The organism is Lichenicoccus sp. (genome assembly GCF_965276875.1).
In the GTDB taxonomy this organism is placed as follows: domain Bacteria; phylum Pseudomonadota; class Alphaproteobacteria; order Acetobacterales; family Acetobacteraceae; genus Lichenicoccus.
In genome coordinates this window covers 2,907,068-2,933,946 of record NZ_OZ255701.1, presented here as the reverse complement: position 1 = coordinate 2,933,946, position 26,879 = coordinate 2,907,068, and the positions used below count along the sequence as shown (strand labels likewise).

32 protein-coding genes and 1 other RNA gene are annotated in these 26,879 nt (G+C 67.8%); 19 read left to right on the top strand and 14 right to left on the bottom strand.

Translation table 11 applies throughout. From position 1 onward, the window contains the following. Window positions 1–15 precede the first annotated feature (15 nt). Entirely contained in the window at window positions 16–774 is a 759-nt protein-coding gene (locus ACQY4K_RS14235) for an SDR family oxidoreductase (RefSeq protein ID WP_428390851.1), read from the top strand. A 21-nt stretch (window positions 775–795) separates the two neighbouring features. On the opposite strand, the gene ACQY4K_RS14230 is transcribed toward ACQY4K_RS14235, so the two are convergent. Together ACQY4K_RS14230 and ACQY4K_RS14225 are read right to left on the bottom strand one after the other, a co-directional pair. Next, entirely contained in the window at window positions 796–2,577 is a 1,782-nt protein-coding gene (locus ACQY4K_RS14230; RefSeq protein WP_428396136.1) for a chloride channel protein, read from the bottom strand. A 182-nt stretch (window positions 2,578–2,759) separates the two neighbouring features. Beyond that, window positions 2,760–2,978: a hypothetical protein gene (locus ACQY4K_RS14225; protein WP_428390850.1), complete on the bottom strand. Its 219-nt coding sequence runs from the start codon at window positions 2,976–2,978 to the stop codon at window positions 2,760–2,762. A 171-nt stretch (window positions 2,979–3,149) separates the two neighbouring features. Between ACQY4K_RS14225 and ACQY4K_RS14220 the strand changes: the two genes are divergently transcribed. Both ACQY4K_RS14220 and ACQY4K_RS14215 read left to right on the top strand, forming a co-directional pair. After that, entirely contained in the window at window positions 3,150–4,154 is a 1,005-nt protein-coding gene (locus tag ACQY4K_RS14220) for an NAD(P)H-quinone oxidoreductase (RefSeq protein WP_428390849.1), read from the top strand. Continuing rightward, the gene (locus tag ACQY4K_RS14215) at window positions 4,151–4,942 is read left to right on the top strand and encodes an alpha/beta fold hydrolase (protein WP_428390848.1); all 792 of its coding nucleotides are present in this window, start codon (window positions 4,151–4,153) and stop codon (window positions 4,940–4,942) included. Before ACQY4K_RS14220 ends, ACQY4K_RS14215 begins: the two co-directional genes overlap by 4 nt. On the opposite strand, the gene ACQY4K_RS14210 is transcribed toward ACQY4K_RS14215, so the two are convergent. Next, the gene (locus ACQY4K_RS14210; protein ID WP_428396134.1) at window positions 4,943–5,575 is read right to left on the bottom strand and encodes a DNA-3-methyladenine glycosylase family protein; all 633 of its coding nucleotides are present in this window, start codon (window positions 5,573–5,575) and stop codon (window positions 4,943–4,945) included. Between the two features lie 71 nt (window positions 5,576–5,646). Between ACQY4K_RS14210 and ACQY4K_RS14205 the strand changes: the two genes are divergently transcribed. From ACQY4K_RS14205 to ACQY4K_RS14185, 5 genes are read left to right on the top strand one after another with little or no spacing between them, the layout of a single operon-like run. Next, complete coding sequence (locus ACQY4K_RS14205) at window positions 5,647–6,717, top strand: energy transducer TonB (protein WP_428390847.1); 1,071 nt, start codon at window positions 5,647–5,649, stop codon at window positions 6,715–6,717. Window positions 6,718–6,730: 13 nt separating this feature from the next. Further along, window positions 6,731–8,146 (top strand): AMP nucleosidase, encoded by a 1,416-nt coding sequence (locus tag ACQY4K_RS14200; protein WP_428390846.1) that lies wholly within the window; start codon window positions 6,731–6,733, stop codon window positions 8,144–8,146. Between the two features lies 1 nt (window position 8,147). Then, window positions 8,148–9,140, top strand: a complete 993-nt coding sequence (locus tag ACQY4K_RS14195; protein WP_428390845.1) for a class I SAM-dependent methyltransferase — start codon at window positions 8,148–8,150, stop codon at window positions 9,138–9,140. A gap of 29 nt (window positions 9,141–9,169) precedes the next feature. Beyond that, the gene (locus ACQY4K_RS14190; protein ID WP_428390843.1) at window positions 9,170–9,412 is read left to right on the top strand and encodes a hypothetical protein; all 243 of its coding nucleotides are present in this window, start codon (window positions 9,170–9,172) and stop codon (window positions 9,410–9,412) included. After that, a complete protein-coding gene (locus ACQY4K_RS14185) occupies window positions 9,402–9,770 on the top strand; it encodes a type II toxin-antitoxin system PemK/MazF family toxin (protein ID WP_428390842.1) in 369 nt (122 codons plus the stop codon). Before ACQY4K_RS14190 ends, ACQY4K_RS14185 begins: the two co-directional genes overlap by 11 nt. A 43-nt stretch (window positions 9,771–9,813) precedes the next feature. On the opposite strand, the gene ACQY4K_RS14180 is transcribed toward ACQY4K_RS14185, so the two are convergent. The 7 genes from ACQY4K_RS14180 to ACQY4K_RS14150 all read right to left on the bottom strand — a co-directional run bounded on the left by ACQY4K_RS14180 (window position 9,814) and on the right by ACQY4K_RS14150 (window position 13,185). Further along, window positions 9,814–10,233, bottom strand: a complete 420-nt coding sequence (locus tag ACQY4K_RS14180; protein WP_428390841.1) for a hypothetical protein — start codon at window positions 10,231–10,233, stop codon at window positions 9,814–9,816. 516 nt (window positions 10,234–10,749) lie between these two features. Beyond that, entirely contained in the window at window positions 10,750–10,941 is a 192-nt protein-coding gene (locus tag ACQY4K_RS14175; protein ID WP_428390840.1) for a hypothetical protein, read from the bottom strand. Window positions 10,942–11,089: 148 nt separating this feature from the next. After that, window positions 11,090–11,914, bottom strand: coding sequence for a TIGR00282 family metallophosphoesterase (locus ACQY4K_RS14170; RefSeq protein ID WP_428390839.1), 825 nt, complete (start codon window positions 11,912–11,914; stop codon window positions 11,090–11,092). 6 nt (window positions 11,915–11,920) lie between these two features. Continuing rightward, window positions 11,921–12,481 carry a 5-formyltetrahydrofolate cyclo-ligase gene (locus ACQY4K_RS14165; protein ID WP_428390838.1) on the bottom strand — a complete coding sequence of 187 codons (561 nt, stop codon included), beginning with the start codon at window positions 12,479–12,481 and terminating at the stop codon, window positions 11,921–11,923. Continuing rightward, window positions 12,468–12,624, bottom strand: a non-coding RNA gene (gene ssrS, locus ACQY4K_RS14160) — 6S RNA. Before ssrS ends, ACQY4K_RS14165 begins: the two co-directional genes overlap by 14 nt. A 9-nt stretch (window positions 12,625–12,633) precedes the next feature. Then, entirely contained in the window at window positions 12,634–12,975 is a 342-nt protein-coding gene (locus tag ACQY4K_RS14155) for a cell division protein ZapA (RefSeq protein WP_428390837.1), read from the bottom strand. A gap of 9 nt (window positions 12,976–12,984) precedes the next feature. After that, window positions 12,985–13,185 (bottom strand): hypothetical protein, encoded by a 201-nt coding sequence (locus tag ACQY4K_RS14150; RefSeq protein WP_428390836.1) that lies wholly within the window; start codon window positions 13,183–13,185, stop codon window positions 12,985–12,987. A gap of 74 nt (window positions 13,186–13,259) precedes the next feature. On the opposite strand from ACQY4K_RS14150, the gene ACQY4K_RS14145 reads away from it, so the two are divergent. The 4 genes from ACQY4K_RS14145 to ACQY4K_RS14130 all read left to right on the top strand — a co-directional run bounded on the left by ACQY4K_RS14145 (window position 13,260) and on the right by ACQY4K_RS14130 (window position 17,200). Continuing rightward, window positions 13,260–13,709 (top strand): hypothetical protein, encoded by a 450-nt coding sequence (locus ACQY4K_RS14145; protein ID WP_428390835.1) that lies wholly within the window; start codon window positions 13,260–13,262, stop codon window positions 13,707–13,709. 75 nt (window positions 13,710–13,784) lie between these two features. Further along, window positions 13,785–14,705 (top strand): class I fructose-bisphosphate aldolase, encoded by a 921-nt coding sequence (locus tag ACQY4K_RS14140; RefSeq protein WP_428390834.1) that lies wholly within the window; start codon window positions 13,785–13,787, stop codon window positions 14,703–14,705. Further along, on the top strand, window positions 14,705–15,331 hold the full coding sequence (gene thiE / locus ACQY4K_RS14135; protein ID WP_428396132.1) for a thiamine phosphate synthase: 627 nt from the start codon (window positions 14,705–14,707) through the stop codon (window positions 15,329–15,331). Before ACQY4K_RS14140 ends, thiE begins: the two co-directional genes overlap by 1 nt. A gap of 78 nt (window positions 15,332–15,409) precedes the next feature. Beyond that, window positions 15,410–17,200, top strand: a complete 1,791-nt coding sequence (locus ACQY4K_RS14130) for an ABC transporter ATP-binding protein/permease (RefSeq protein WP_428390833.1) — start codon at window positions 15,410–15,412, stop codon at window positions 17,198–17,200. Between the two features lie 2 nt (window positions 17,201–17,202). Here the strand turns inward: ACQY4K_RS14130 and ACQY4K_RS14125 are convergent, their stop codons facing one another. The 3 genes from ACQY4K_RS14125 to epmA all read right to left on the bottom strand — a co-directional run bounded on the left by ACQY4K_RS14125 (window position 17,203) and on the right by epmA (window position 19,394). Beyond that, window positions 17,203–17,814, bottom strand: a complete 612-nt coding sequence (locus ACQY4K_RS14125; RefSeq protein WP_428390832.1) for a fasciclin domain-containing protein — start codon at window positions 17,812–17,814, stop codon at window positions 17,203–17,205. A 74-nt stretch (window positions 17,815–17,888) separates the two neighbouring features. Continuing rightward, window positions 17,889–18,221, bottom strand: coding sequence for a hypothetical protein (locus tag ACQY4K_RS14120; RefSeq protein WP_428390831.1), 333 nt, complete (start codon window positions 18,219–18,221; stop codon window positions 17,889–17,891). A gap of 177 nt (window positions 18,222–18,398) precedes the next feature. Then, window positions 18,399–19,394, bottom strand: a complete 996-nt coding sequence (epmA, locus tag ACQY4K_RS14115) for an EF-P lysine aminoacylase EpmA (protein ID WP_428390830.1) — start codon at window positions 19,392–19,394, stop codon at window positions 18,399–18,401. 23 nt (window positions 19,395–19,417) lie between these two features. Here epmA and ACQY4K_RS14110 point away from each other — a divergent pair, with 23 nt between their 5' ends. The 7 genes from ACQY4K_RS14110 to ACQY4K_RS14080 are packed head-to-tail and all read left to right on the top strand — an operon-like array spanning window position 19,418 to window position 25,638. Then, entirely contained in the window at window positions 19,418–20,455 is a 1,038-nt protein-coding gene (locus ACQY4K_RS14110; protein ID WP_428390829.1) for a lysine-2,3-aminomutase-like protein, read from the top strand. A 34-nt stretch (window positions 20,456–20,489) separates the two neighbouring features. Then, a complete protein-coding gene (efp, locus tag ACQY4K_RS14105; protein ID WP_428390828.1) occupies window positions 20,490–21,056 on the top strand; it encodes an elongation factor P in 567 nt (188 codons plus the stop codon). 9 nt (window positions 21,057–21,065) lie between these two features. Then, on the top strand, window positions 21,066–21,890 hold the full coding sequence (locus tag ACQY4K_RS14100; protein WP_428390827.1) for an inositol monophosphatase family protein: 825 nt from the start codon (window positions 21,066–21,068) through the stop codon (window positions 21,888–21,890). A gap of 33 nt (window positions 21,891–21,923) precedes the next feature. Further along, window positions 21,924–22,622, top strand: coding sequence for an OmpA family protein (locus ACQY4K_RS14095; protein WP_428390826.1), 699 nt, complete (start codon window positions 21,924–21,926; stop codon window positions 22,620–22,622). Beyond that, on the top strand, window positions 22,619–23,758 hold the full coding sequence (locus ACQY4K_RS14090; protein ID WP_428390825.1) for a flagellar motor protein MotA: 1,140 nt from the start codon (window positions 22,619–22,621) through the stop codon (window positions 23,756–23,758). Before ACQY4K_RS14095 ends, ACQY4K_RS14090 begins: the two co-directional genes overlap by 4 nt. Further along, complete coding sequence (locus tag ACQY4K_RS14085) at window positions 23,755–24,756, top strand: peptidoglycan -binding protein (RefSeq protein WP_428390824.1); 1,002 nt, start codon at window positions 23,755–23,757, stop codon at window positions 24,754–24,756. Before ACQY4K_RS14090 ends, ACQY4K_RS14085 begins: the two co-directional genes overlap by 4 nt. Window positions 24,757–24,765: 9 nt before the next feature. Continuing rightward, on the top strand, window positions 24,766–25,638 hold the full coding sequence (locus ACQY4K_RS14080; RefSeq protein WP_428390823.1) for a formate/nitrite transporter family protein: 873 nt from the start codon (window positions 24,766–24,768) through the stop codon (window positions 25,636–25,638). Here the strand turns inward: ACQY4K_RS14080 and hemA are convergent. Next, window positions 25,616–26,857 carry a 5-aminolevulinate synthase gene (hemA, locus tag ACQY4K_RS14075; protein ID WP_428390822.1) on the bottom strand — a complete coding sequence of 414 codons (1,242 nt, stop codon included), beginning with the start codon at window positions 26,855–26,857 and terminating at the stop codon, window positions 25,616–25,618. The genes ACQY4K_RS14080 and hemA overlap by 23 nt on opposite strands. Window positions 26,858–26,879: the final 22 nt, after the last annotated feature.

Below are 26,879 nucleotides of genomic sequence, written 5' to 3'. Positions count from 1 at the left end.
TCGTCAGGAGTCCCCATGAACACTGTCCTTATCACCGGCTGCTCGACCGGCTTTGGCCGCGAGACGGCGGCCTGTTTCCTGGAGCGGCAATGGAATGTCGTGGCGACGATGCGCGATCCGTCGGCAAGCACGCTGCCGGCTTTCGACCGGCTGCGCCTGCTGCCGCTCGATGTGACCGATGCAACCAGCATCGCCGCCGCAATAGCCGAGGCAGGCGTGATCGACGTGCTGGTCAACAATGCCGGGATCGGTTGGCTGAACGCCGTGGAAGGCACCTCTATGGAGACGGCGCGCCGGATCTTCGAGACCAACACGCTCTCGATGATTGCGATGATGCAGGCGGTGCTGCCCGGCATGCGCGATCGAAGGTCGGGCGTGATCGTCAACGTCAGCTCCAGCACGACCATCAAGCCGCTGCCGCTTTTGTCGATATACCGTGCCAGCAAGGCGGCAGTGAACGCGCTGACGGAGTCCGCGGCATTGGAACTCGCGGAGTTCGGCATCCGCGCCCGGGTGGTCGTGCCAGGTGCCGCGCCCGGCACAAGTTTCGGCAGCACCGCGCGGGCGCGGGTCGCGGCCAACGGTGGCTTTCCCGATGCCTATGCCGGCTTCGTTGAGCAGACGATGGCAGCCATGCAGCAGCATGCCGCGAGCGGTGCGGTGACGACGGCGCAGGATGTCGCCGAGGCGGTGTTCCGCGCCGCAACCGATCCCGACTGCCCGATGATCCTGCCAGCCGGTGCCGACGCGATCGCCTGGTCCGAAGGCCGCTGAACGATCGGTTTCGCGGGCGCCTTATTCCCCGGACAGCTCGCGCCGGCTGCGGTCGAGTTCCTCGCTGTAGCGGCGCAACGCATGCTGTTCGGTGAGCAGGCCGATTACCTGTCGCCGCTCGGGATCATCGATGACGACCAGGGCATCGCTCTCGGCCCGCTCAAACATCGCGATCGCCTCCTTGACGTTCATCTGCGGTAGCAGCGCCGCGCCATCGTCTGTCAGCAGTTCGCCCAGGCGCGAGACCTCGTGGCCATCGGCATGCAGGTCCGGCACCTGCACGATGCCGAGATAGCGGCCAGCCTCGTCGACCACCACGACCCGCTGCGCCGAGCCGAGCGGATAGTCGCGCCGAACCGAGGCGATCGAGGTGTCCGAACGCAGCGTGCGCTGCTCGCGCCGCATCATGCGGCCGACGGTGAGGTTACGTATCCAGCCAATATCCAGCGCGCTGCGGATGGACTCGCCGCGCAAATGGAAGCGCCATGTGGCAAACGAGTAGCCGAAGGTGCGCCGCACGGTCAGCGCCGAGACCACAGAGGCGACCAGCACCGCCACCGTCAGCGGCAGGCTGCCGGTGGATTCCAGGGCCAGGAAAACCATCGTCAGCGGGCCGCCAACCACCGCCACGGCCAGCGCGCTCATCGAAATCAAGGCGCAGGTGACCGGCGGCAGGCTGTTCGTCGTGACCATGCTGAGCAGGTCGCCGGCGACGGTGCCGGTCAGCACGCCAAGAAACAGCGAGGCAAAGAACAGGCCGCCGCGAAATCCCGAACCGATCGAGATCGACGACGCCAGCGCCTTGAGCAGAAGCAATAATCCCGCCTGCTCCAAGCCATAAGAGCCGTTCAGGCCAAGCCGCAGCGCCGAGTGCCCCGACGACAGCACGGCCGGCGTGACCAAAGCGAGGCAGCCGACGATCAGGCCGCCGATCGCGGGCCGGCACCAGAGCGGCACACGCGAACGACGAAACAAGGACTCCGTCAAGGTCACCATGCGCATGATGGCGATGCCGACCACCGCGCAGATCACGCCAAGCAGCAGGATCGGGACGTAGTCGCGCCAGTCGATCGCCGCCGGCATCGCCAGCGCAAGCGAGGGGGCCGCGCCATTGAGCGCGTGGGTGACGATGATCGCGCAGATCGAGGCCAGGGTGACCGGTGCGAGGTTGGCGAGCGAATAGGTGCCGATCACCAGCTCGAAGGCATAGAAGGCGCCGGCCAAAGGCGCATCGAACGCCGCCCCGATGGCGCCGGCGGCGCCGCAGCCGACCAGCACACGCAGATCCGCCCGACGCACCCTGAAGGCGCGCCCAAGACGCGATGCGAAGGCCGAGCCGATCTGGGTGTAGCCGGCCTCCAGCCCGATCGAGGCGCCGGCGCCGTTGGAGATCAGCGTCTGGCCCACCACGATCAGGCTGTCGCGCAAGGACATCCGCCCGCCATGCAGCGCGTTGGCCTCAATCGGATCGACCGGGCGGCCCGGATAAAAATGGCCAATAGCCAGGCCGGCGGCGCCGAGAAGCAAGCCGCCGATCGCCGGCACCATGACCGCACGCTGCGGATCGAGCGCGCTCAGGCCGGACAGGCGGCCGTCATTGTCGAGCGCGAACAGCATACGATGGGCAAACAAGGTGGTGTTGTTGATCGCCACCACCAGCAGCCCGGCGCCGATGCCGATGAACGCCGCCAGGATGACCAGCCAGATTTCGTCGGCACGCACCAAGGCACGAAGGGTCTGGGGCGCGTGCACGACCCAGCGTTGCACCGGGGCGGCGCGATCGCGGATGACACCGCGCACCATGCCCGCGCCTGCGGCGAGCCGGGGATGCTCGCGACGCGGCTCGGGCCTGCGATCCGGATTGCGGCGCAGCATGGTGGCCAACATGCCCGGCATGCCTTTAAGGCGCCCCCTGGTTCAGGAGGCCGTCACGACCTCGCGGATTGCTTCTGCGGCCACGGAGGGCTGCGATCAACAAGGTTCGTTCAAAGCCGCCCTGTCGGATGCACAATGCCAAGTTTTGTGGCGCGCATGCCCCATTGGACATGCTCCAGACGGCAGCCCGCCACGTGCATCGGTGGCGGGCTCGGTGACGGCGGCACCGGGATCGGCGGCGGCGGCTCGCCCAGCGGCGACGGCGCGTCAGGATCGTCGTCCTGGTCCGGGTCGGGTCGCGGCGGCGGCGGCGCATCGCTGCCGCTCATCAAAAGGGAGCGCCATGACAGCTCATGCTCGCGGCTTTGCATGGATTGATCGCCTCGTGTCAGCCCTGCATGATGAAAGCAATACCAGCCCGACCGGTTGCCCCGCCTGGGTGCAATACGGCACGGACAGCTGCTCCCCCAAGGATAACTGGCCCCCAAGGATAATTGGCGATGACCGAGCCCCAGACCATGCGCTTCATCGACCGCGGCGGCGATGGCGGCCCGGACGTGCTGCGCGTGGCGCACGGACCCGCGCCAACACCAGGGGATGGCCAGGCGCTGATCCGGGTGCAGGCGGCGGGCATCAACCGGCCGGACATCATGCAGCGCAAGGGGCTGTATCCGCCGCCCCCGGATGCGAGCCCGATCCTCGGGCTTGAGGTCGCGGGCGAAATCATTGCCCTAGGCGCACACGAGACCGGCTATGCCGTGGGCGACCGCGTCTGCGCCCTGGTCAATGGCGGCGGCTACGCCGAGCAGTGCGTCGCACCATTGGGACAATGCCTGCCGTGGCCCAGCGGGTTCGACGCGGTCGGCGCCGCGGCCTTGCCGGAGACCTATTTCACCGTCTGGGCCAACTTGTTCCGGATCGGCCGACTGTCGGCGGGCGAGACCGTGCTGATCCATGGCGGCACCAGCGGCATCGGCAGCACCGCGATCCAGCTCGCCCGCGGCCTCGGCGCGATCCCCTACGCCACCGCCGGCACCGACGAGAAATGCGAAACCTGTATGACGCTCGGCGCCGCCGCCGCGTTCAACTACCGCACCGAGGACTTCGTCGCGCGCATCCGTGAACTCACCAACGGCCGCGGCGTCGATGCGGTGCTGGACATGGTCGGCGCCGCTTATTTCGACCGCAACCTCGACAGCCTGGCCGATGACGGCAAGCTGCTGATCGTCGCGGTGCAAAGCGGCGACGTCGTCGACGGGGTGCGGCTGTCGAAGCTGATGCGGCGCCGGCTCACCGTCACCGGTTCGACGATGCGGCCACGCAGCGCCGCCTTCAAGGCCGAAATCGCCTCCGCCCTGCTCGATCACGCCTGGCCGCTGCTTGAGTCCGGCGCCTGCAAGCCGCTGATCCATGCGGTGTTCCCGCTCGCCCAGGCGGCGGACGCGCATGCGCTGATGGAGAGCGGCGCGCATTCCGGCAAGATCGTGCTGACCGCAGGTCCGTGAAGCTAAACGTTCTCGACCGCGGACCCGACCCTCCGGATGCCCCCGCCGTCGCGCGTCCGCCGATCATCCTGCTGCACGGCCTGTTCGGGCGTGCCCGCAATCTTGGCTTCTTCCAGCGCCGGCTCGCCGCCCGGCGGCGCACCCTGGCCATCGACCTGCGCAACCACGGCGACAGCCCGCACGGCCCGATGGACTATACCAACATGGCGTCGGACCTGATCGAGACCCTCGACGGGTTGGGCGCGCTGCCGGCCACCCTGGTCGGACACTCGATGGGCGGCAAGGCGGCGATGGTGCTGGCGCTGAACCGGCCAGAGCAGGTGCACAGCCTGCTGGTCGCCGACATCCCGCCGGGCCCGAGCGAGCACGGCAGTGCACAACTCGCCCGGCAGATGCAGCAAATCAGGTTTCCCCAATATCTCAACCGCACCAGCGCCGACGCGCTGCTGGCCCCCTTAATCGCCAGCGCCGCCGTTCGCGGCCTGATGATCCAGAACATCCGGCTAGGCGAGCGCCCCGGCTGGCAGATCGGACTCGACGAAATCGCCGCCTCGATGGCCGACATCGAAGGCTGGCCGGCAATGCCCGAGGACCAGGCCTATCACGGCCCAACCCTGTTCCTGGCCGGCGGTGCGTCCCCCTACATCCAGCCGCAACACCATGCGGCCATGCGCCGTCTGTTTCCCCAACACCGCATGGAGACGATCGAACAGGCCGGCCACTGGCTGCATGCCGACAACCCCACCCGTTTCGCCGCCCTGCTGGAGGAGTTCACGGACGCGTTCTGATCAGGCGGTCATCGGATTCGCGGCCGCCGCCGGCTTGGCCAGGTCCGCGGCACGCCACAGGTACCAGGCAGCCGCGGAGCGATACGGGCGCCATGACTCCGTCAGGCTGGCCAGCTCCCGCAGGCGCGGTTGCCGGTCGAGCTGCTTCAGCAGCCGGTAGCCCTCGCGCACGCCGAAATCGTCGACCGGCATGATGTCGGGACGGCCCAGGCTGAAGATCAGCAGCATCTCCACCGTCCAGCGGCCGATGCCCCGCAGGCTGCTCAGCCGCTCGATCAGCACCGCGTCGGACAGCCGGCAGGCACGTGCCCGGCTCGGCACCAGCCCGGACTGTGCCGCCTCCGCCACCGCCCGCAGCGCCGCGATCTTGGCCAACGAGAAGCCGCAGCCGCGCAGCGCGTCCGGCTCGGCTGCGAGCAGGGACGCCGCCGACGGAAAGCCATCGTCCGCCAGCAGCGCCATCATACGCCCCAGAATCGCCTCCGCCGCACGGCCGTGCAACTGCTGGTGCGCGATGGCCCGCACCAGCGACTCGTAAGGCTCGCGGGCGCGGTCGACCCGCAGACGGCAGCGCCCGACCTTGGCGATCAGGCCGGCAAGATCAGGGTCGGCGGCACACAGATGCGATCGCATTGCCGCGCGCCGCGGCACCGCCGGCGCGTCAGGCGCACGCAGCGCCGCCGCGATTTCGGGAATTCCCGCTTGTGTCACGATTCGTATCGTTCCAGACGGACGGTGGCGAAGCAATCCCGGCGATGGCAGACTGCGCCGCCTTTCCCGCGCCGGGATCGGGTGGAGATTTCCGGCAGTCCATGAACCAGCTCGTCGGCATCCAGCAACGCACACGGGACGCGCGCACTCTCCCGCTGCTGGCGCCGGAACCACAAGGCACGGCGCCGGCGCTGCACGGCGCCGCACGGCCCGGCTTCGTCGCCGACGCGGCCCCGGCGGCCGTGCTGGACAGAGTGGACCAGCCGCTGGTGCGTCGTCGGCGCCGGCTGCGCGACCGCATCGGCGGCATCCTCGCCGCATCGGGACTGATCCACCTCGCCGTGCTGGCGCTGCTGGCGCTGAGCTATCGCCACCCACCGGGCGGCCCGCCGCAGGAAGCCCAGCCGGTCGAGATGCTCTACGAAAATCCTGGCAGGTCCGGCATGGTCGGCGAGCCCAACAGCGCCCCCGTGCCACAGACCAAGCCGATGCCGACGCCGGCGCCGCCGACCCGGCTACCGCCGATGGAGGCGCCGCCGCCGGTGCCGCTGCCGGAACTGCCGAGTGCCGAGGCAGTGCCCAAGCCGCTGCCGCATCCGAAGCCGGCGCAGAACAACTCGCCGCTGTCGCATCCGATGAACCTCTCCTTTGCACCCCCGCGTCCGCACCACCGCCGCGCCGGCTCCGGCGGCTCAATCGACCTGTCGCTCGGCCCAATGGTGCAGAACGGCCAGATCAACACACCCTACGCCTCGACCAGCAGCATCCATGGCGTCAGCAGCGACTACGAACAGGAGCTCGGCGACTGGATACGCCGCCACATGTACTATCCCGAGGATGCGGCGGAACGCGGCGAGGATGGACCCTCAAGCGTCAAGGTGGTGCTCGACCGGCAGGGGCACGTGAAGAGCATAAAACTGGTGAACTCGTCCGGCTCCTACGCCCTCGACGACGCCACCGAGGGCATGTTCCGCGGCGCCACCCTGCCGCCGATCCCGCCTGACATGAAGGGCCCGACGTTCGACGTCGACCTCACCATCGACTACATCCTGCTGCGGCGCTGAGCGGAGCACGGCGATGGATAGGCCGCAGGATCAGGTGGGACGCGACTTCACAGCGTTCGACGACGCGACCGCCGCAATGGCGGCGCTCCGCGCGATCTACGCGGACAGCAGCGACATCCTGCGCGCCGCCTTCGCCGCGCGCGCCACCACGGGGAGCATTGGGGGCGGCGACGCCGCGGGCGCGGTCTACCCCTACCTCGCCATCGAGGTGGACGGCGCCAGCCTGCTGACCGACAGCCGGCTCCCTTACGGCGTGCTGCTGGAGCCTGGCTTCTACGGCACCACCCTGACCCGTCCGGCGTTGTTCGAGGAGTATCTCACCGAACAGATCGCGCTGCTGCTCCGGCACTATCACCGTCCGGTGCTGGTCGGGCGCTCGCACCGCCGTATCCCGCTGCCCTACGTGATCGAGGACAGCGTCACCGACATCGGCGAGGACGAGGTGCGCCAACTCGGCCTGCGCTTCACGCTGCCCGACCTGCAGAGCACCGACGACCTGATCGCCAATTGCCGCCAGCAGCCCAACCCCGGCCAGCCGCGGCCGCTCTCCTTGTTCACCGCCGAACGCGTCGACTACTCGCTGGCCCGCCTGCACCATTACACCGGCACACCACCCGCCGATTTCCAGCGATTCGTGCTGCTCACCAACTACCAGCGCTATGTCGAGGCCTTCATCGCCCTTGGTCGCGACGCGTTAAAGGAAGGCGGAGAGTACACACGCTTCGCCGAGGCCGAGGGCAACCCGCAGATGCCGGCCTATCACATGGTCCGCCCAGACGGCGACGGCATCACTTTAATCAATATCGGGGTGGGACCTTCAAACGCGAAGACCATCACCGACCATGTCGCGGTGCTGCGTCCGCATTGCTGGCTGATGCTCGGCCATTGCGCCGGGCTGCGTCGCACCCAGCGGCTCGGCGACTACGTGCTGGCGCACGGCTACCTGCGCGACGACCATGTGCTCGACGAGGACCTCCCACCCTGGGTGCCGGTGCCGCCGATCGCCGAGGTCCAGGTCGCGCTGCAGGAAGCCACCAGCAAGATCACCGGCCTGCGCGATAACGATCTCAAGACACGCATGCGCACCGGCACGGTGATGACCACCGACAACCGCAACTGGGAGCTGCGCTACAATGCCCTGTTCGGGCAAATCAACATGAGCCGGTCGATCGCCGTGGACATGGAATCCGCCACCATCGCCGCCAACGGCTTTCGCTTCCGGGTGCCCTACGGCACGCTGCTGTGCGTATCGGACAAGCCGCTGCACGGCGAACTCAAGCTGCGCGGCATGGCACAGAGCTTCTACCGCGAGCGCATCAGCCAGCATCTGCATATCGGCATCGAGACCATGCGGGCGTTGCGCGCGCAGGGCACCGGCCGGCTGCACTCGCGCAAGCTGCGCGGCTTCGACGAGCCGCCGTTCCGCTAGCATGACCGGCTTCGCCGCCCTGCTCGAGGCGATCGGCGATGGCGTACCCGACACGGCGCAATACCGGCAAATGGCCGACATGGTGCTCGACGTCCCAGGTGCTGCCGCCCTCGCCCGGCTCGATCCATTCTCGCCCGCCTACCGCGAGGCCGCACTCGCCCTCTATCTTTCCCTACGCGGCCGTCCCGAGCAGGGCTACGAGCCTGGTCGCGACGAGCCTCCGGCGCGGCCGCCGCCCGACGATCCCTGGACCGGCCTGGTGCCCTGGTCGTTCCGCGACGCGTCGATGGCCAGCGAGCATCTGTTCGCTTACGGCCACGTGCTACGCCATCTCGGCATCCCGCCCGGCGGCAGCGTGCTCGAATACGGCCCCGGCAGCGGCCAGATCCTGCTGACTTTGTCGCGGCTCGGCTACCGCGCCTGCGGCGTCGACATCGACAAGGCGGCACTGGGTTCGATCACACAACAGGCGCATCATCTCGGCCTCGCCGTGGAGACCGAGCGCGCCGGCTTCGGCGACGGCTTCGACGGCCAGCGATTCGACGCAATCCTGTTCTACGAAGCCTTCCACCACGCCTTCGATTTCGAGACGCTGCTGATCCGGCTGCATGACCGGCTGCGCCCCGGCGGCCGGCTGGTGCTCTGCGGCGAGCCGGTGGTGCGCGCCCCCACTCGCGCCATCCCCTATCCATGGGGCCCAAGACTGGACGCGCTGTCGGTGTTCTGCATCCGCCGCTACGGCTGGATGGAGCTTGGCTTCACCCATGACTATCTGGTCGCGCTCGCCCGCACGACCGGCTGGCGCGCCCGTCTGCACCGCTTCGCCCCGGCCCACCGCGCCTCGCTCTACGTGCTGGAGCCGATCACGTCCAGGCCGATCGTACCCACGCTGCGCGCACCCGTCTCCTGGCGCCTGCGCACGCCCTTGCGAGCATCAGCGCACGCCCTCGCCGAAATGCGACGAACCTTGCGCCGCAGTAGTGCGCAGGTGTAGTTACTCCATACAAACAAGGGAGCAGGGCCGTGGGTGTTCCGATCTCGATCAGGCTGGACGACGATGTGCGCGACGAGCTCGACGCGCAGGCGCGCGCGCACGGCATCGGCCTCGCCACCTTGCTGCGCGACGTCGCCACGCGTGCCGCGCGCGACGCCAGACGCGATCGCATTCGGCGCGCCAGCGAGCAGGTCGGGGCGCATGTCGCGGCCAGCCCCGAGGCGCAACGCTTCTATGAGGATTGGGGCACGCCGCGCGCCGATGGCGGCTGATGGCCTTGTCGTCAAAGCGGGCCAGATCGTGCTCGCGGATTGGCGTGACGCCCTGCCCAAGGAGCCGAACAAGCGTCGTCCGGCCATCGTGGTCGAGGATGACGAGCTGTTCGGCAGCGCCTACCCCAACGTCATCCTGGTGCCACTCACCGACGATGCGGCTCTGGTAATCGCCGACCTCGCCGTCGCCCTCGCCCCAACCCCCGAGAACGGCTGCGCCAAACCCTGCTGGGCGGTGTCGCATTTGGTGGCCACAACCTCGAAGGCGCGGCTGACAGCCACCCGCTCGCGCATCACCGACACTCAGCTCACCGCAATCCGGCGCCAGATCGCACTCAGCATCGGCTTGCCCTCATAGACTGTCGCGGCCGTCCAACCGAGCCGAGCGTGGCCAAGGGTAGCTACGTGGAAGTGGCTAGCACGATCGCGATGATCACAAGGCCGCAAACCACGTAGGAGACGAGCTGTTGCGGAGCGAGCCCAAGCGGACGCCCCGTCGTAGCCGTGAACTCGGGATCGATCCATGCGGTTCCGGGAAACGCAGGAGCCAAAGCCATGGCAACGAAGTAGCTTCCCGCAATGCCAGCGGCGATGAAGAACAACGGAAGCGTCAACGGCTGCCAGCCGAACAGAATGGTAAGCGATAGGGAGCCACCAATTATTCCCATGAGCATTGTCTGCCCATTATGGAATTTTGCGTGAGGCCGCCAGACTGGGTTCCAGAGATGCTGTCTGGCAGTTACCGGAACGATCGCATCCGCGATCAGACCGCCGAAATTCATTACCGCAACGAATGCGATGATCCATTTCGAGATTTCCATGAGACACACCTTCCCCTCCAATTGGAAAAGGACGTGCGGGAGGCCGACACCGTGTATGCGGGCGGCTCGTACGAGCGCAAATGCCACCCGGACTACCGACCGGGCTGTGACTTTTACACATCCAGCTGCGTTATGAACGTGAGTCCACGATCAAGTCAATCCAGCCGTAGTCACGAGAGTAAGGGCTATGCCCCGCACAGATGCCCTCCGCCGTCACGGTCGTCTTCGCTGGCGTTGCAACTGAACGACCGTCAGAGTTGGACCGAAAGCCGTATTCTCCGCACCGGCGGCGGCTCAAACCCCAGCACGGCGCCCAGCTGAAGCAGAAAGGGCGGCGCATCGCTGCGTTCGGCTTCCTCATTTTGTTGCATAGGTGCGATGACGGCTTGAGTGACACAGTGCTGGCGAGCGGGCGAGCCCGGCACACGCATGGTGGCTCCGGACGGGATGCAAAGGTCGATGGCCGCACGGCGCGGGATGCAGGCCATACCGCGCACTTATGGGTGCCAAACAGAATCAGCCGTGAAACAGCTTGCCCAACACCAGCAACGTCAAAGCGAGGTTCGCGCCTACCATCCAGGTCAGCACCGACAAGCGTGTCTCGACGTTCGCCAGCCGCACCTCATAGGTCGCAACCTGAGTTGCCCGCTCGTCGCCCGCCCCGGCCGCGCCCAGCGCCGCACGTCGATTGCCCGTGAGGATCCCCATCTGCAACATTCTGCCACTATCGATTTGCGGATAGAAGCTTTGTGCAAACTCACCAGCGTTGTTTGGCTGCCCAACTTGGCACGGGCGGCCACCAGCTCTGTCTCCTCGTGGCCGGCCGGCCCGATCTCGGCATGGTCGTCTATCGGGATCAGTCCACCATCGGCTCGGGGACCGCCTCGGACAACCCGCCGCCCATACGCAGCGGCGCCACCGCGCGAGCATGCCCGGTGCGATCGTCGGTCTGCACGAACAGGCCGCTCAGGCTGGCAGCACCCTCCGCCGGGCCCAGCCGCTCGCCCGGCATCTTGCGTATGAAGCGGGCAATCGCCGGCGCCTTGGCCATGCCGATGACGCTGTCATAGTCGCCGCACATGCCGGCGTCGCTCATATAGGCGGTGCCGCCCGACAGGATGCGGTGGTCCGCGGTCGGCGTGTGGGTATGGGTGCCGATCACCAGCGACACCCGGCCGTCGAGATGATGCGCGAAGGCCATTTTCTCGCTGGTTGCCTCGGCGTGGAAGTCCACTACCGCCGCCTGCATCGTCACCCCGAGCCGATGCCGCGACAGCAGTTCGTCGGTCAGCCGGAAGGGATCATCGAGCGGGTCCATGAACAGCCGGCCCATGGCGTTCACCACGAGGGCGCGCCTGCCGTCGGCGAGGCTGACTACGACATGACCAAGCCCGGGCGTGCCAGGCGGAAAATTCAGCGGCCGGATGATCCGTGGAGCCTGGCTGATATGGCCGATCAGCTCCTTGCGGTCCCAGGCATGGTTGCCGAGCGTGATGACGTCGGCGCCGGCGGCGAACAGGCAGGTGGCCATCGCCGGCGCCAGGCCAAAGCCGTGGCTGGCATTCTCGCCGTTGACCACCACGAGATCGAGACGCAGACGCGCGCGCAGGCCCGGCAGGCTGGCCTCGACCAGCTCGCGGCCGACGCGCCCGACGACATCGCCCAGAAACAGGATACGCAAACGCTCTCACCCCTCGATGGTCACGCAACCGCGCTCGGTCACGATACAGTCCAGCTTCATGTCGTGCGGCCCGCGCGGCACCGCCTCGACCTGCTGTGACGCGAACCCATAGCCGACCGAACGCGCGCTTGGCAGAGCTGCGAGCGTGCGATCATAATAACCGCCGCCGTGCCCGAGCCTGAAACCGTGACGGTCAAAGGCGAGCAACGGCACGAACAGGAGGTCTGGTGGGGAAGCGTCAGCGTCGGCCCGCGGGTGTTCGGTGCCGAAGCGGCCAGCCTGCATCGTGCAACCGGGCACCCACGAGCGGAACCGCAAGGCCTGTCCGAGCGGCGGGGTGAAAGGCAGCACGATCGCGATACCGGCCGCGTGCAGCCTCTGCCAGAGCGGCCGCAGGTCGGGCTCGCCGGGCAACGGCCAGACACCGGCGACCGTTTCGTCGCCCCGCAATGGCACATGTGCCAGCAGCGATGCGATCAGCGCGGCATCGTCGCCAGAGGCGCGATGGCGCATCAGATCGCGCATCCGCCGCTTGGCGTCGCGGCCGATCAAGTGCGGAGCCGCCATGGCCGTTGGACTGTCGACCTCCCGGAACCCGCTTGTGCAGGTGGGCGCCAGTTAACGTGACCAATGGCCACGACAGTGCCAGCTCCCGAGGAAGTGCTTATCGGCCCAGGGGTTGAATTGCCTGACGAACCGGGCAGCCCCGCATCCTCTAGTTAGTCGCGCTCAAGCGACGCCGCAATGGCTTCCGCGCGTTCGGCCAGGTTGACCATCTGGCGCTCGCGCCACTGCGACCGCGCACGCACCGCCTCGGCCTCCTCGATCATCGCCACCGTCGCCGGCGGCAGGCGATTGGCCGCGAGGTCATGCAGCTCATCGGCCATCATCAGGGCAGTGAGCGCCAGCAGCCTGGCCTCGCCGCTCTGGCCGCCTGGTGTCTTGATGCGCTCCACGCGGCGATCGACGTAGCTCGCCATCGCCTGCAGATGCGCCTCCTGGCCGTCCTCGCAGCCGACGACATACGAGTAGCCGTTGATCCGGATCGTAACCTGGGTCATTGCCGCGTCCTAATTGGAGCCGTGCGACACGTCGTCAAGCACCGAGCGCAACCGGCCGATCAGCGCATCGAGATCACCTGCGACGGGCGCCAAACTTGGCGATATGGGTGGCCCGCCTGGGGCCTCGCGCCGCTCCACCGCGACCGCGATGCGCCGCAAGGCCACGGCCAGCCGTTCCGCAGGGTCCTGGATGCCCTCTTGCTCAGACATGACGGACATCCTCCAGCGGCAACCGGCGCCGATATCCATTGCAGAGATCGCGCGCGGCCGTAACAACGTCAAGCATGAACCCGTCGAAGCCCCCCAAGCTTGCGCCCCCTTCGCGTGCAGTCGTGGTCCACGGCCTTTTGCATGCAACCCTGGCATTGCAGCAGGTGGGGGCGCTGGAGCAGGCGCAAGGCGTGCGGGTCCGCCTGATGCTGCTGTCGGCGCCGGCGGCGGCCTGCTTCATGGGCGCTGCCTGGTGGCTGGCGCTGATCCGCGCGAGCGCACCCGGGATGGCGGCCTGCGGCGCCTCGGATTGCCTCGATTGCGGCGCCGCCGCGGGACGCGCGATGGAGGCGCTGCGGCTTGGCGCGCGGCACCTGATCCTGTCGCCGGACTGTCCGCAGTTTGACGCCGTCCGGGCGCGCGCGGCGGCCCTTGATGCCAGGCTCGACACGTCGCGTCCGGACGCCCTCGACCTCGCAGCCCGCGACGCCGACCGACGGCTCCCGCTTTGGCTCGTGCCGTGACAAGTTCCCGACCCTCGGCTAGCGTTCAGCACCCCCGTCCACCCGCCCCCGAACTCCCCGCGCAGGAGCCCAGCCATGTCGATCACACCGTACGTCAAGAAGATCATCGACAACTACGAGAGCGACAATCCCGGCACGAAGGCCAGCCTGGTGCGCATGCTCAACCATGGCAAGCTCGCCGGCACCGGCAAGCTGGTGATCCTGCCGGTCGACCAGGGCTTCGAGCACGGTCCGGTGCGCTCCTTCGGGCCCAACCCCGCCGCCTACGACCCGCACTACCATTTCTCGCTGGCCATCGAGGCCGGGCTGAACGCCTATGCCGCCCCGCTCGGCATGATCGAGGCCGGTGCCGACACTTTCGCCGGCCAGATCCCGACCATCCTCAAGCTGAACAGCTCGAACAGCCTGGCCACCGAAAAGGACCAGGCCGTCACCGGCTCGGTCGCCGACGCGCTGCGGCTGGGCTGCTCGGCCGTGGGCTTCACCATCTATCCGGGCAGCGAATATGCCTTCCAGCAGATGGAGGAAATCCGCGAACTCGGCGAGGAAGCGAAGTCCGCCGGCCTCGCGGTGGTGATGTGGTCCTACCCGCGCGGCCCGATGCTGGACAAGGCAGGCGAGACCGCAATCGATATCTGCGCCTATGGCGCGCACATGGCAGCCCTGCTCGGCGCACACATTATCAAGGTCAAGCCGCCGACCGACCACCTCTCCCTCGGCTCGGCCAAGAAGGTCTACGAGGAGCAGAAGATCGACGTCTCGACGATGCCCGCGCGCATCCGCAACGTCGTGCAGTCCTGCTTCAATGGTCGGCGCATCGTCGTGTTCTCCGGCGGCGAGAACTCCAGCACCGGGCAACTCCTGGAGACCATACGCGGCATTGCCGAGGGCGGCGCCAACGGCTCGATCATCGGGCGCAACACCTTTCAACGCCCGCGCGCCGAGGCGCTGGAGCTGCTCTCCACCATCATCTCGATCTTCAAGGACGCGGTCTGATCCAGACCTGCCGCCTCTATCTGGTTACGCCGCCGGCGCTTGAGCCTGCGGTGTTTCGCGACCAGCTCGCCCAGGCCCTCGACGCTGGCGACGTGGGCGCCGTGCAGCTCCGCCTGAAGGACGCATCCGACGATACGGTCCGGCGCGCGATCGACCTGTTACGCCCGGTCGCGCAGTCCCGCGATGTGGCGTTCCTGGTCAATGACCGGCCCGATCTCGCGCACGCGCATGGTTGCGACGGCGCCCATGTCGGAGCCGACGACATGGGCGCCGCTGACGCACGCGCCCTGCTCGGCGACCTGCAGCTCGGCGTCTCCTGCTATGACAGCCGCGAGGCGGCGATGCTGGCCGGAGAAGCCGGCGCTGACTACGTCGCCTTTGGCGCCTTCCATCCCAGCCCCACCAAGGAAACCGGCATACGCGCCGACATCGACCTGCTGCGCTGGTGGTCGGAGCTGATGGAGCTGCCGTGCGTCGCCATCGGCGGCATCACCCCGGCCAACTGCGCGCCCCTGGTGCAGGCCGGCGCCGATTTCCTCGCCGTGGTCAGCGCCGTCTGGAGCCATCCCGACGGACCCGGCGCCGGCGTGCAAGCGATGGCAGACGCAATGCGCGTCGCCGGATGAACCGCTTGTAAGGACGCCGGCGCGCGGCCGCAATGCGCCTCCCCCTACACCGGTCGGCAACCATGGAGTATTCTGCCCGTGCGCCTCGGACCGGTGCTGGCCGATAGCTGGCGGCTGCTCAAGCCCTACTTCTTCCACTCCAACGAACGCCGGCTGGCCTTGTCGCTGCTGATCGGCGTGGCGGTTCTCTCGATCGTGCAGACCGAACTTACAGTGCTGTTTACGTTCTGGCAGAATCTCCTCTACGACAGCTTCCAGCGCAAGGATCTGCAAGACTTCCTGGCCCTCATGCTGACCTACCGGCGGCTGCCCAGCGGCTGGATCATGCCCGGCTTCCTGATGCTGACCATGACCATGATCCTGCTCGCCTGCGCGACCCTGTTCGCGACGCAGTATCTACAGATCCGCTGGCGCGCCTGGATGACCGGCGATTTTCTGCGACGCTGGCTGGCCGACCGCGCCTACTACCGGATCAGTATCGCGGGCCACGGCGACGGGATCGCCACCGACAACCCCGACCAGCGGCTCTCCGACGATCTCGCCTCCTTCTGCGGCGCCGGCGCCAACGCCGGCGGCGACGACACGCTGACCCTCGGGCTCGGCCTGCTGAGCAACATGGTCTCGCTATGCAGCTTCGTCGTCGTGCTCTGGCTGCTGTCGCGCCATCTCGCGTTCTTCGGGCTGCATATTCCAGGCGCCCTGGTCTGGGTCGCGATCGTCTTCAGCTTTGGCGCCAACGTGCTGACCTATTTCGTCGGCCGCAGGCTGATCGGACTGCGCTTCTTCCAGCAGCGTTTCGAGGCCGATTTCCGCTTCGGCCTGGTGCGCGCGCGCGAAAACACCGAAGGCATCGCGCTGCATGCCGGCGAGAACCAGGAACGGATCGGCCTGCTCGGCGCGTTCGCCGCCATCCGCACCAACTTCATCAATATCCTGCGCCGCTATCTGCTGCTGAACGTGACCACCGTCTGCTACGGTCAGGTCGCCAGCATCCTGCCGTTCGCGCTGATCGCGCCGCTTTTCTTCGCCGGCAAGGTGACGCTGGGAACCATGATCCAGATCAACACGTCGTTCGGCGCGGTCGAGGGCGCGCTCTCCTGGTTCGGCGACTCGTTTACCATCCTGGCGAGCTGGCGCGCCACCGTCGGCCGTCTCGCCACCTTCGACCGCGCCGTCGAGGACGCACGCGCCGCCGCGAGATCCTCCGGGCCGGGCGGCTTCTCCGGTAACGCCGCCCCGGAGAAGGATTTCCAGCTCACCGACGTCTCGCTGGCGCTGCCGGACGGAACGCACCTTGCCGAAAACATGAACCTGCAGCTGAGCCCTGGCATAGACACCCTGGTCAGCGGACGTTCGGGAGCCGGCAAGTCGACGCTGTTCCGCGCACTTGCCGGCATCTGGCCGTTCGGCTCAGGCCGGATCGAGCGGCCCGCCGGCAGCCGGCTGTTCCTGCCGCAACGGTGCTATCTGCCGCTCGGCACCCTGCGCCATGCGGTCTGCTATCCGCTCGACGACGGCAGGGTGGCACCGGAAGTCGTGGAGGCCGCGCTGATCGACGCGGAGTTGGCGCATCTGCTGCCAATGCTCGACGAGCCCGGCCTGAACTGGATGATGCGCCTGTCCGGCGGCGAGCAGCAACGCCTGGCCGTCGCTCGCGCCCTACTGGTCAAGCCAGACTGGCTGTTCCTCGACGAGGCCACCGCCAGCCTCGATCCGGAGACCGAAGGGCGGATGTATGCGACCCTCAAGCGGCGCCTGCCAGACACCACGATCGTCTCGATCGCGCACAACCCGGCGGTCGCGTCGCTGCATCAGCGGCATCTGCGCCTCGACCGCGACGCAGCCCAGCCACTGATGGCCGCCGAATGAGGCTACCGCGGCGCCTCTGGCACCAGCAACGATTGAGTAGCGTAGAGCACGCCGTTGGATTGCGGCACGTCGGCGAGCCAAAGCCGGTTGATCCGGCCCTGCGGATCGCCGAGCAGCAACTCCTGGGTGTCGGGCTCGAGCGAGACGGTCAGCACATCATGACCGCCCAGCGTGGTCAGTCCGATCGGGCCGCCGCGTTTGGCGATCATCCGGCGCAACCTGGCCTCGGTGTAGCGGCCTGGCACGATGGTATACTGCATCAGGCGGCGCAGGCTCGCGTGGTCGGCAGTCGCCAGCAATTGCCCCGAGGTGGCGCGTTGCTCGGCTTCAAGCGGCGCGTTCGGCACCGCGAACACGGTATAAGGCCCGGCGCGTTGCAGCGTCTCAAGCAGGCCTGCGTTGTGCAGGGCCACCGCATAGTCGGTCAGCTCAAGCGAGCCCCGGATGCTCTCGTCGACAGGCCGATCGCGAAAGATCGGCACCTGGGCGAAAACGATATCGTCGGTGCTGCCGCGGACCAGCAACGGGTCCTGCCGCGCGCTGCTCTCGCAGCCGGCGAGGCCTGCGATGAGGGCCGCGCCGACCAGATATCGACCAATCCTGCTCTTCGTCACCGCACTCATCCTGACGCCAGTTGCGTAACAATCCCGCACTTACGCCAGCAGGGCAACATAAAGAGGGGACGACATCAACAACCGTCGCCGCGGATTGTCCAGGAGGCCACCTTGTCATCATTGACCTCGAACGTGGTCTGACAGGTCGTGCTGTAATAGCTGGGCGGAATACCGCCACCGAACCCGCTATCATAGCCGAGCCCATAGCCGCCGAAGCCGCCATAACCGCCGCCGAAGCCACCGCCGCCCCAACCATAGCCGCCAAAGCCCCAGCCCCAGCCCGGGGTGCCGGGGGAGTAGCCGGTCTCATGGTCGATATAGGCGAGGAAGGTATGGCCATCGGTGCTGTAGGTGCGGCTCGGCACGCCGAACGCGCGCACCAGGTCAACCGGCGGTTTGCCGATCATGGAATCGAGCAAACGCCGCTGCGCCGGCGACGGCACCGCACAGCCGGCAAGAACCAGTAATGGCAACGCCAGGGGAAGCAAACGACGAGGGGACATCAGGCACACCAGCCGATAGGGTTGAAACACTGCATGGCCGAGACATCGTGCCGTGCGGGACATATTGCAATTTCCGCGCCGTCAATTTCGACCCAGCCAGATGACATCCGCGAGACGTGGCGCTCCGGTGGCCAGCAGCACCAGCCGATCGAAGCCCAAAGCGATGCCGGCGCAGGACGGCAGACGTGCCAGTGCCTCCAGCAGCGCCTCGTCAAGCGGCCAGTCAAGCGTTGGGTCGAACTCCAGCCGACGCGCCCGGTCGGCGAGGAAGCGCTGGCGTTGCTCGGCCGGATCGGTCAACTCCTCGAAGGCATTGGCAAGTTCAAGGCCGCTTGCATAGAGCTCAAACCGCAAGGCGGCGCGTGGATCGGCCGGGTCCCGCCTGGCGAGTGCGGCCTGGCTTTGCGGCCAATGCGTAAGAAAGGTCGGCACGGTGCGGCCGATCTGCGGCTCCACCCGGCTCAGCAACAGCCGGAAGAACAGATCCTCCCACCCCTCGCCGTCCCGCAATCTGACACCCGCCTGCCGCGCCAGCGCCGTCGCGTCGCCCTCGGTTGCGAGCAGGTCGGCGCCGACATGGCGGGCGAACGCCTCCTGCATCGTCAGCCGCTCGAACGGACGATCGATCCGGCAGGACGCCCCACCCCAGGAGACCGTCGGTGGCAGGGTGGCGCGCAGCAGCGCCTCGGTTTCGTCCATCAGCCCGGCGAGGTCCGCACCCGGCCGATACCATTCCAGCAGGCTGAATTCCGCGGCATGGGTGTCGCTGCCCTCGTTGTTGCGCCAAACCCGGGCGAGTTGGAACAGCCTGCATCCGGTCGCGGCCAGCAGCCGCTTCATTGCAAATTCCGGACTGGTGTGCAGGAACAGGCGCTGCGCGCTCCCGTCGGGTGCGACGCGCGTCGTCTCGAACGGACGCAGATGCACCTCCTCCCCCGGCGTCGGCACCGCATACGGGGTTTCCACCTCCAGATAACCGCGCCCGTCGAAAAATGCGCGCACCCCGCGCAGCATCAGCGCGCGCCGGCGCAGCGGGGCCAGCCGGTCGGTGATCGGGTCGGATGCTTGCGGGGTCATGGCCTCGGCAGTACAGCGCGTGCATGGCAAACCGCAACCTGCGCGATACCGAAGCGCTGATCCGCGCCGGGCTCGTGCGCGAGACCGACCGCGCGGCCCTCGATGCGGTCGGCCGGCGCTATGCCACGCTGATCCCGCCGGCCTTCGCCGCGCTGATCGAGCGTGCCGACGACCCGATCGCACGCCAGGTGGTGCCGCATCCCGACGAGGTCGTCACCGCCTTGCATGAGCACTCCGACCCGACTGGCGACGCGGCACATTCCCCGGTGCCGGGCATTGTGCATCGCTATGCCGATCGCGCTTTGCTGACGCCGCTGCTGGTCTGTCCGCTCTATTGCCGGTTCTGCTTTCGTCGCGAGCGGGTCGGCCCCACAGGCGGCGTGCTCGATGACGCAGCACTTGAGCGCGCCCTCGACTGGCTGGCGTCAAACCCGGCAATCGGCGAGGTGATCCTGACCGGCGGCGATCCGCTGCTGCTCTCCGCCCGCCGTCTGCGCCGGATCGTCACGGCACTGGAAGCCATGCCGCACGTCCACACCATACGCGTCCATAGCCGGGTGCCGGTTGCCGACCCCGAACGGCTCGACTCGGCGCTGGTCGCAGCACTGGAGACCAACCGAGCCCTATGGCTGGTGGTGCACACCAACCATGCGCGCGAGTTCACCCAAGCGGCGCGCGCCGCTATCCGCCTGGTGCAGCGCCAGGGCGTCCCGGTGCTGGGCCAGTCGGTGCTGCTGCGCGGCGTCAATGACAGCGTCGCGGCGCTGGAGGCGCTCTTCCGCGCCATGCTCGCCGCCCGTATCAAGCCCTATTATCTGCACCATCTGGACGCCGCCCCAGGCACCCAGCGCTTCACCGTGCCGATCGCGGAAGGCCGCCGGCTGCTGGAGGACTTGCGCGGCCGCGTCACCGGGCTCGCCTGGCCGACCTACGTGCTGGACATCCCCGGCGGGCACGGCAAGGTGCCGCTCGGCCCCGACTACCTGGACCTGCCGGCAGGCCAGGTGCGCGACCCGTCCGGCACGGTCCACGACCTTGCCCAACAGGGACCGGCGGGATAGAAGCCCGGCTCATGATGCAAGGCAAGGTTGAGAGATGAAGCAGCAGGCCAACCTGATCAGGGCCGGACAGGTCATCGAGCATGACGGCCGCCGCTGGACCGTGCTCAAGCAGCAGATCATCTCCCCTGGCAAGGGCGGCGCCTTCATCCAGGTCGACATGCGCGACCTCAAGACCGGCAACAAGACCAACGAACGCTGGCGCACCGCCGACACCGTCGAACGCCTGCTCACCGAGCAGAAGGAATACACCTACTCCTACACCGACGGCGACAACCTGGTGCTGATGGATCCCGAGACCTTCGAGCAGGCGATGATCCCGGCGGCAATCCTCGGCGACGGCGCCGCCTTCCTGCAGGACAACATGGAAGTCGTGGTCGACCTCGTCGAAGGCGACCCGGTGGGCATGCACCTGCCGCCGCAGGTCACGCTCGAAATCATCGAGGCCGATCCGGTGGTCAAGGGCCAGACCGCGACTTCCTCCTACAAGCCGGCGAAGCTGTCCAACGGCGTCAAGACCATGGTGCCGCCGTTCATCGAGACCGGCGAGCGGATCGTGGTGCGCACCGACGACGCCAGCTACGTCGAACGCGCCAAGGGCTGAATTGTACGCATGGCTCAACGCCTCTCCCCGCTCATGTCGGTCATGCAGAACGCCGCGATGAAGGCATCGAAGCGGCTGCTGCGCGACTTCAACGAGGTCGAGCAGCTCCAGGTCAGCATCAAGGGACCGTCGGACTTCGTCAGCCAGGCGGATCTGCGCGCCGAGGCCGCGATCCGCGAGGAGCTGGTGCGGGCGCGGCCGGGTTTTGCGATGATCATGGAAGAGAGCGGCGCTTCAGGCAGCGACAACTGGGCCTGGCGCTGGGTGGTCGATCCGCTCGACGGCACCACCAACTTCCTGCATGGCATGCCGCACTGGGCGGTCAGCATCGCCCTGCAGAAGCGACTGCCCGACGGCAGCGCCGAACTGACCGCCGGCATGATCTACAATCCCGCCGCGAACGAGATGTTCTGGGCCGAGAAAGGCGCCGGCGCCTGGCTCAACGACCGCCGGCTGCGCGTCTCCGCCCGCCGCGACATCACCGAGGCGGTGTTCGCCACCGGCATCCCGTTTGCCGCGGTATCCGACCGGAACCGGCTGCATTTCGCCCGCACCCTTGGGGCGCTGATGCCCCAGGTCGCCGGCATACGACGCTTCGGCGCCGCGGCACTGGATCTCGCCTGGGTCGCCGCCGGCCGCTTCGATGGCTACTGGGAGCTGGGCGTCAAGCAATGGGACTGCGCCGCCGGCCTGCTGATGGTGCGCGAGGCGGGCGGCTTCGCCACCGACCCGGCCGGCCGCGACCATCAGGCGCTGGAGACGGAGTGCGACGTCGTCGCCTGCAACACCGGCCTGCACGGCAAGCTGCGCGAGATCGTCGCGGCGGGACTATAAGCCTGCTGGCCCGGCTGCTAGGCTTGCCAGTCAATGGCTGATCCCTCCCCTGTTCCTACGCTGGCGCAAGGACTCGCACCAGCCCTCGCAGCCGTGCTGGCGATGCTGTTCACGACGACTGCATCGGCGCAGACCGCCGGCAATCAGGGCGCACTGGACAGCCTGGGCCCGGTGCCTCCACACCATGCCGTGCACCAGCACCATCATTACGCTGTCCATCAGGCTTCCAGGCCGCAAGCCGCACCGCCTGTCGCCATACCGCCGATCCCTGCCGCGCCACCGCCGCCGCCGGTGATCAAGGCGCCGATCATCAACGTGCCGCTGCATCCGCTGCCACCGCCGCCCCCGGTTCCGGTCGTGGCCCACGCCGTCGGCGACGCCAGCGCAATCGCGCAGCACGGCACCCGGATCACCTTCGGCCGCGACAGCGCCGACCTCAATGCCGCCACAATGCAAGCCCTGCGCGACTTCGCCGACCGTCTGAAGGTTGATCCAGGTGCCCGGGCGCTGATCGACGCCTATTCCCATGGCACCGCCGACGACCCTTCGACGCCGCGCCGCATGGCGCTCGCGCGCGGGCTGGCGGCACGCGCCGTGCTGATCGAAGGCGGCATCCCGTCTACCCGTATCTATGTCCGAGCCATCGGCCGGCCACCCAAAAGTCCCGCGCCAGACGACCGCGTCGACCTCACTGTCTCCGGCATCAAGCAACAAACGGCAGCAACGCAATGACCCGTCCCACCACCTACGTCGTGCGTATGCTCATCTTCCTCGCGGCGATCGCCGCGGTGGCGGCAGCACTCTGGCGCACGCTCTACGCCGCCTTCGAGAACAACCCGCTGCTCGACGGGCTGATCCTGTTCGTGCTGGCGCTCGGCATCGTCTGGAACCTGGTGATGGTGGTCCGGCTCACCCCCGAGGTGCGCTGGCTGGAGACGCTGCGGCACCCGCGTGCCGGGCTCGCCCCGCCGTCGCCGCCGAAGCTGCTCGCACCGATGGCCTCGATGATCGCCTCGCGCAACCGCGCTGACCGGCTGACGCTCTCGACCCCGGCGATGCGCTCGCTGCTCGACAGTCTCTCGTCGCGCCTCGACGAGAGCCGCGAGCTGTCGCGCTACATGACCGGCCTGCTGATCTTCCTCGGCCTGCTCGGCACCTTCTACGGCCTGCTGTTGACGGTCGCGGCGATCTCCTCGGTGATCGCCAACCTCTCGGTCGGCTCCGGCGACGTCAATCAGATGTTCGACCAGCTCAAGACCGGGCTGGTGCGACCGCTGCACGGCATGGGCACCGCATTCTCGGGTTCGATGTTCGGCCTCGCCGGTGCCCTGGTGCTCGGCTTCCTCGACCTCACGGCCGGGCAGGCGCAGAACCGCTTCTTCAACGAGCTTGAGGAATGGCTCGCCGGCATCACCCGCTTTTCCGGCGGCTATACCGGCGAGGGCGAGCAGCCGGTTCCGGCCTACGTGCAGGCGCTGCTGGAGCAGACCGCCGAAAATCTCGACGGGCTGCAATCGGTGTTGGCGCGCGGCGAGGACGGACGCGGCCTGCATAACGACACGCTGAACACGCTGGCCGAACGCATGGCGGACCTCGCCGAGATCATGCGGGTGAACCAGCAGGTCATGCAGCGGGTCGCCGAGGGGCAGGCCGCCCTTGCCCCGGCTTTGCGCCGCCTTACCGAACAAAGCGACCAGGGGGGCGCCGGCGAGACGCGCGAGCATATGCGCAACATCGAACGCCTGCTCGGCCGCGTGCTGCACGAAAACGAGCAGGGCCGCGCCCAGACCACCACTGACATCCGCTCGGACCTGCGCCTGCTGACCCGCACCCTCGCAGCCCTCGGCAGCGGCAGCAATCAGCCATGAGACGCCGCGGCGCCCCCAGGGGCGGTCTCGACGCCTGGCCGGGCTATGTGGACGCGCTGTCCACCCTGCTCATGGTCATCATCTTCGTGCTGCTGGTGTTCGTCCTGGCGCAGGCGTTCCTGTCGGTGGCGCTGAACGGCCGCCAGCACGTACTCGACCGGCTGCAACAGGAGATGGCGCAGCTCACCCAGATGCTCTCGATGGAGCGCACCAAGGCGCATGATCTGGGGCTGTCTGTCGCCACCCTCACCGCGCAACGCAACCAGAGCGAGGCGGCCAAAGCGGCCTTGGCGGCGCAGGCGAAGTCGCTGAGCGCGGTCGTGGCCCAGCAGAGCGGCCAGTTGGCCTCGCAGTCGAAGCTGAGCAGCGATGCCGAGGCGCAGGTAGCCCAGCTCAACCAGCAGCTCGCGGAACTGCAAAAACAGCTGGCCGCGATCACCCAGGCCCTCGACATCTCTCAGGCCGACGTCAAGGCCCGTGACGCGAAGATCACCGACCTCGGCAACAAGCTCAACCTCGCGCTGGCCAGCAAGGTCGAGGAGCTCAAGCGTTATCGCTCCGAGTTCTTTGCCAAGCTGAGCAAGCTGCTCGCGGGCAAGCCTGGCATCCGCGTCGTCGGCGACCGCTTCGTGTTCACCAGCGACGTGTTGTTCCCGCTCGGCAGCGCCGACCTCGTGCCGGCGGGTGTCGACCAGATGCGTACCCTCGCCGTGACCCTCAAGCAGATCGCGGGAGAGATCCCGCCCGACGTGCCCTGGATTCTGCGCGTCGACGGCCATGCCGACAAGCAGCCGATCACCGGCGGCCGCTTCGCCGACAATTGGCAGTTGTCGGCCGCGCGCGCGATCACTGTCGTCAAGCTGCTGATCGCCCAGGGTGTGGCACCTCAGCATCTCGCCGCCACCGCCTTCGCCCAGTATCAGCCGATCGACACCTCCAATACGCCGGCGGGCTATGCCAAGAACCGCCGCATCGAACTCCGCCTGACCGATCGCTAGGATATAGCCATGTCCGAACAGTCAGGCGTCAACTCACCGCATCTCGACACGCAGGAACGCAAGCAGGCGCAGGACAACACCAACCTCAGCGCCCTGGTGATCCACGAGATCGTCCGCGGACAGGGCGAACAGGAACTGGAACGCTCGTTCAGTGGCCTGGCCTGGTCCGGCCTCGCCGCCGGCCTGTCGATCGGCTTCTCCTTCATCGCCGAGTCATACCTGCAGGCCGCCCTGCCGCACGCCCCCTGGGCGCGGCTGGTCAGCAGCTTCGGCTACTGCCTGGGCTTTCTGATCGTCATCCTCGGCCAGCAACAGCTCTACACCGAGACCACGCTGACCGCGCTGATCCCGGCCCTCACCCGGCGCAACCTTGCCACCTTGCTGAGCACCTTGCGGGTATGGGGGGTCGTGCTGGCCGCGAACCTGGTGGGCACCTGGATCTTCGCGGCGGTGGCGTCGCGCCCGGGGATTTTCTCACCCGCTGCCTATAACGCAATGGACACGCTATCGGCGGACGTAATGGCTCACCCGTTCTGGCACACCGCCACCAATGGCGTGTTCGCGGGCTGGCTGATCGGGCTGATGGTCTGGCTGCTGCCAGGCGCGGGACCGGCGCGTCCGCTGATCATCATCCTGCTGACCTACATCGTCGCGGTCTGCGGCTTCCCGCACGCGATCGCCGGCTCAGTCGAAGCCGCCTACGGCGTCTTCACCGGCCATGCCAGCGTCGTCGACTATCTGTGGCGCTTCTTCGCCCCGACCGTGCTCGGCAACACCGTCGCCGGCACTGCCCTGGTGGCGCTGCTCAACCACGCGCCGATCGCCGGGGAACTGGACGGCACCGGCGGCCGCGACCGGGTCAAGCACTCCTCCGCAGGCTGACGGAGATCCATTCGGCGCTGAGACTTTCCACTAGGTGGTCGATGTCGTCGTCGCTATGCAGCGGCGACGGCGTGATCCGCAGCCGCTCGGTGCCGCGCGGCACGGTGGGATAGTTGATCGGCTGCACATAGATGCCGTGATGCGACAGCAGCCGGTCGGTCAGCAGCCGGCATTGCACCGCGTCGCCGACAATCACCGGCACGATATGCGACGGATTGGCCATGTGCGGCACGCCGGCGTCATCGAGCTTGCGTCGCACCCGGGCGACCCGGTCGGCGTGTCGTGCGCGCAAATCATCACCAGCGCGCACCGTGCGGATCGAGGCCAGTGCGCCTGCGGCGACCGCGGGCGGTGTCGCGGTGGTGAAGATGTAGCCGGACGCGAACGAGCGCACGAAGTCGCACAGCAGGCTGGACGCCGCGATATAGCCGCCGACCACCCCGAACGCCTTGGCCAGCGTGCCCTCGATCACCGTCAGCCGGTCCGCCACCCCGTCGCGCGCCGCGATCCCCGCCCCCTCGGGTCCATACAGGCCAACCCCGTGCACCTCGTCGAGATAGGTCATCGCGCCGAATTCGTCGGCCACGTCGCACAGATCCCCGATCGGGGCGACGTCGCCGTCCATCGAATACACGCTCTCAAAGGCCACCAGCTTGGGCACCTCGGCCGGCAACGCGGCAAGCCTGCGCCGCAGATCGGCGGCATCGTTATGGGCGAAGATCTGCCGCTCGGCACGGCTGTGCCTGATCCCCTCGATCATCGAGGCGTGGTTGCCCGCGTCCGACAGCACCACGCAGTTCGGCAGGGATGACGCGAGCGTGCCCAGCGTCGTCCAGTTCGACATGTAGCCGGAGCCGAACAGCAGCGCCGCCTGCTTGCCGTGCAGGTCCGCAAGCTCCGCCTCGAGTGCCACATGCACGGTGCTGGTGCCGGAGATGTTGCGTGTGCCGCCGGCGCCGGCACCGAAGCGGTCCAGGGCCTCGTGCATCGCCGCCAGCACCGCCGGATGCTGGCCCATGCCGAGATAGTCGTTCGAGCACCACACCGTCACGTCGCGCGCATCGGGCGTGCTCGCATCGTTGCGGCCCAGCAGCGCCGCATTATGCAGCGTCGCTTTCGGGTAGGCACCGGCCTGGCGCTCGAGCTCGGCGAACACCCGGTAGTTGCCGTCGCGGCGCAAGCCGTCGATCCGGTGCCGGAAGAAGGCCTCGAAATCCATCACCAATCCTCCATTCGACCGA